At 64.6% G+C, this 3,896-nt stretch carries 2 protein-coding genes; both read left to right on the forward strand.

All coding sequences use genetic code 11. The annotated features are described in order from the left end of the window. The first annotated feature begins 375 nt into the window (after positions 1-375). Positions 376-3,018, forward strand: a complete 2,643-nt coding sequence (locus Q8Q83_RS11815) for a LuxR C-terminal-related transcriptional regulator (RefSeq protein WP_305623939.1) — start codon at positions 376-378, stop codon at positions 3,016-3,018. A 287-nt stretch (positions 3,019-3,305) separates the two neighbouring features. After that, positions 3,306-3,896: peroxidase family protein (locus Q8Q83_RS11820; protein WP_305623941.1), on the forward strand; the 591-nt coding region annotated here is incomplete at its 3' end.

The following is a 3,896-nucleotide window of genomic DNA, read 5'->3' on the forward strand; positions in this document are numbered from 1 at the left end:
TCGGCGATACGGCGTTAGAAATGGCCTCGGGCTGCTCATTTACAGCCCGTAAACTCCGCGCCCTCGGCCATTTCTGCCTTGTCTCGCTCTAGCTCGCGAGACCTGAAACAGGTTCAAACGGCTGCTTTACCGAACTTGCCAGGCTGAGCATGGGCTCAGCCTGGCAGGCGCGGTGCATCCCCAGAGCTTTCAGCTCTCCTATATCTGTCCTTTTTTGCCGCTGCGGTGGGCTTGGCTGTGGCCAATCCTTTGATCAGCCATGGGCAAAACATGACGGAGTTCAAATTGTGCCCGAGCGTTGGCGCTAGCATCCACGGCCAAGCGCTCGGCAGCAGCGCGAAAAATAATAACAACGCCTGAACAGGATGCCTGCGCATGGATGATCGACGGCCATTGGTTCCGCTTGCCAAGGGGGTGCTGCGTGAGAGCTTGCTGGAGCTGCTCGCGCGCAGTGAGCACTTTGCCCTGACCCTGCTGCTGGCGCCCGCCGGCTCGGGCAAGTCGACTCTGCTGGAACAGTGGCGCGCGCAACGGGCAGCGGGAGCCGTGCTGTATTACCCCTTGCAGGCCAGGGACAACGACCCGCTGTGCTTTTTCCGCCGCCTGATCGACAGCATCCGCAGCCAGGTGGGCGACTTCGACAGTTCCTGGTTCAACCCCCTGGGGGTGGCGGCGGAGGTGTCGGCGCAGCGGGTCAGCGATCACCTCGCCGATGCCCTGGCGCGTATCGAACAGCCGCTGTTTATCGTGCTGGATGACTTTCAGTGGATCGACTCGCCGACCATCCTGGAGCCGCTGGCGGCGCTGCTGGAGCAGCTGCCGAGCAATGTGCGGGTGATTCTGGCCAGCCGTAATCACCCAGGCTTTTCCCTGAGCCGGCTGAAGCTGGAGAACCGTTTGCTGTGCATCGATCAGCACGACCTGCGCCTGTCGGCCGAGCAGGTGCAGCAACTGAACGAGCATTTGGGCGGCGGCAGCCTGAGCGCCGCCTATGTCGATAGCCTGCTGGGCATGACCGAGGGTTGGGTGGCGGGGGTGAAGATCGCCCTGTTGGCCTATGCGCGTTTCGGCACCTGCGCCCTGGAGCGCTTCAATGGCAGCCAGCCGGAAATAGTCGATTACTTCGCCCACGTGGTGCTGCGCCAATTGGCGCCGAGCCTGCGGGAGTTCCTGCTCTGTAGCGGCCTGTTCGAGCGCTTCGATGGCGCCCTGTGCGACCACGTACTGCAGCGCAGTGGCTCGGCCTTGCTGCTCGAGGAGCTGGCCGCGCGGCAGCTGTTCCTCTTGCCGGTGGACAATCAGCCGGGCTGGTTTCGCTACCACGCCCTGCTGCAGGACTTTCTCTGCCGGCGTTTGCTGATTGAAGAGCATGCGCGGCTGGCGACCTTGCACAAGCGCGCCGCCGACTATTACCAGGGTCTGGGTGAGTATGAACAGGCCCTGCAGCATGCCCAGCGCAGCGGCGATCAGGCGTTGTTTCTCCGCCTGTTGGAGAGCAGTTGTGCGCTCTGGGTGCGCGCCGGGCAGTTCGGCGACATCCTGCGCTGGCTGGAGCCGCTGCCGGAAACCCTGCTGTTGCAACAGCCCAGGCTGGTCAGCTGGCTGGTCGCCGCGCTGTCCCTGTCGCGGCGCTTTTATCAGGCGCATTACTACCTGGAGGCGCTGGATGGCCGGGACCAGGCCGCCTGCAGCGCGCCCTTGGAGCCGGCGGCGCGGGCCTTTCTCGGCTTGCTGCTCGGCCTGTTCGAGCAGGACAAGGACTTCGTTCCGCCTGCCGCTGCGCGCGACTTGCTCGGCCCGGGCCAGGCCGCGGAGATTCGCGCCTGCGCGCTGGTGGTGGTCGCCTACCAGCAGTTGCTGGATGCCCGCCTGCACGACGCCATCCGCTTCGCCAGCGAGTCCAAAGAACTGCTGGCGCAGTCCGGCCACAGCTTTCTGGAGAGCTACAGCGACCTGATCATCGCCCTCTGTCACCGCAATGCCGGGCGCGCCAGCCATGCACGCAAGCAGGTGTGCGACGATTACCGGCGCACCGACCAGCAGGCACCGGCCTGGGTCAATCGCGCCACGGCCATGGTGGTGGTGCTCTATGAGCAGAACCAGCTGGCCGAGGCGCAGCAGCTGTGCGAGGAGCTGCTGGCGGTGGTCAACTCGTCCTCGGCGACCGAGGCGATCGCCACCGTCTATATCACTCTGGCGCGCCTGTTGCAGCGCCGCCAGCTGGGGCAGCGGGCCAGTCGCCTGCTCGATCAGCTGTCGTGCATCCTGCAACTGGGCAACTACGCGCGCTTTGTCAGCCAGGTCGCCCAGGAGAGCATGCGTCAGGCCTATCTGAGTGGCAAAAGCGCCGCCCTGGAGGCCGTCGCCCAGCGTTACGGCCTGGCCGAGCGCTTGCAAGCTGGCGACTGGGCCAGCGCGCGACCCTATGACGAGAGTTGGGAGCGCCTGGGCCTGGCCTGTGTGTACTGGTTGCAGGCGCGCGGCGCCCAGGGCCAGGCCGAACGCATTCTCAGGGTGTTGGCGGCCTCCTTGCGGCAAAGCGAGATGCGCGCGCGGCTGTTGGTGGTCGAAGCCAATCGGCTGGTGCTGATGGCGCCGGGTCAGAGCCAGGGGCAGCGCCTGAGCGCCTTGGGCCGTCTGCTGGAGGACCATGGCGTGGTCAATATCAGCCGTTCGGTGTTCGATGAGGCGCCCGGCTTCGGCATCGGCCTGTTGAGCCTGGCGCAAGCCGGCTTGCCCGCCGTGCCGGAAAAATACCGCGAGTGCTACGGCGAGTTTCTCCAGGACCTGCAAGCCGCTGCGGCGCCCAGCCCGGTCGCGACCGGCCTGCTCACCGGCCGCGAAGTGGAGGTGTTCGAGTGCCTGCTCAACGGCCTGTCGAACAGCCAGATCAGCGACAAGACCGGCATCGCGCTGTCCACCACCAAGTGGCACCTGAAAAATATCTACTCCAAGCTCAATGTCTCCAGCCGCACCGAGGCGATTCTCGCCGTGCGCCCGCGCGCATCCCTCAGCTAATCCGCCTCCATTCTCCTGGGAAGCTGTTCACGATCTTGTGAGCTAGAGCAATACAAGGCAAAAGCAGGCGAGGAAGCGGAGTTTACGAGCTGTAAATGAGCATTCCGAGCCTGCTTTTAACGCAGTAGGGCCGACGCGCAGCAGATCGTGTACAGGTTCCAACTGATTGGCCGCAGCCCCTCCGCTGGAGGGGGGTGCTGCGCCATGGCCTGCCCCTAGGCTTGATCCTGCGCTGCTATGTCAGTAGCCGCCTTGTCCGCACAACAATAAAAACGGGAGCAATCGCCATGTCGGTATGGGTCACTTGGCCAGCTTTGACCAAGCTGGGAACGTTGGGTGTAGTCTCCGGGCTACTGGTGTTGGCGGTCGAACGCCAGTCGTTGTTCGAGAACAACCTCTTCGATGTCGAAAACTACGCGGGCTATAACGCCACTATCAGCTGCGATGCGCGCAGCCTGGCGGCCCGCACCGAGGATGGCACCTGCAACATTCTCAGCAACCCGGCCGAGGGCTCGGTGTATCGGCGTTTCGGTCGCAACGTCGACCCGGCGGTGACCCAGGGCGAAACCAGCACGCTGCTCACGCCCAACCCGCGGGAGGTGAGTAACAGCCTGATGGCGCGCGGCGAATTCAAGCCGGCCGCCAGCCTGAACTTTATCGCCGCGGCCTGGATTCAATTTATGGTGCACGACTGGTTCGACCACGGCCCGAATGCCGACGCCGACCCCATCCAGTTCCCGCTGCCGCCTGGCGATGTATTGGGCTCGGGCAGCATGTCGGTCAAGCGCACCCAGCCCGACCCGACGCGCAGCAGCGCCGACGCAGGCAAGCCGCAGACCTACCGCAACCACAACACCCACTGGTGGGACGGCTCGCAG

The sequence above is a fragment of the Pseudomonas sp. genome, from assembly GCF_030696055.1.
Taxonomy (GTDB): Bacteria; Pseudomonadota; Gammaproteobacteria; order Pseudomonadales; family Pseudomonadaceae; genus Aquipseudomonas.

Coding starts and splice junctions, on each gene's coding strand:
- Q8Q83_RS11815 (WP_305623939.1), top strand. CDS start 376: ATGGATGATCGACGGCCATTGGTTCCGCTTGCCAAGGGGGTGCTGCGT.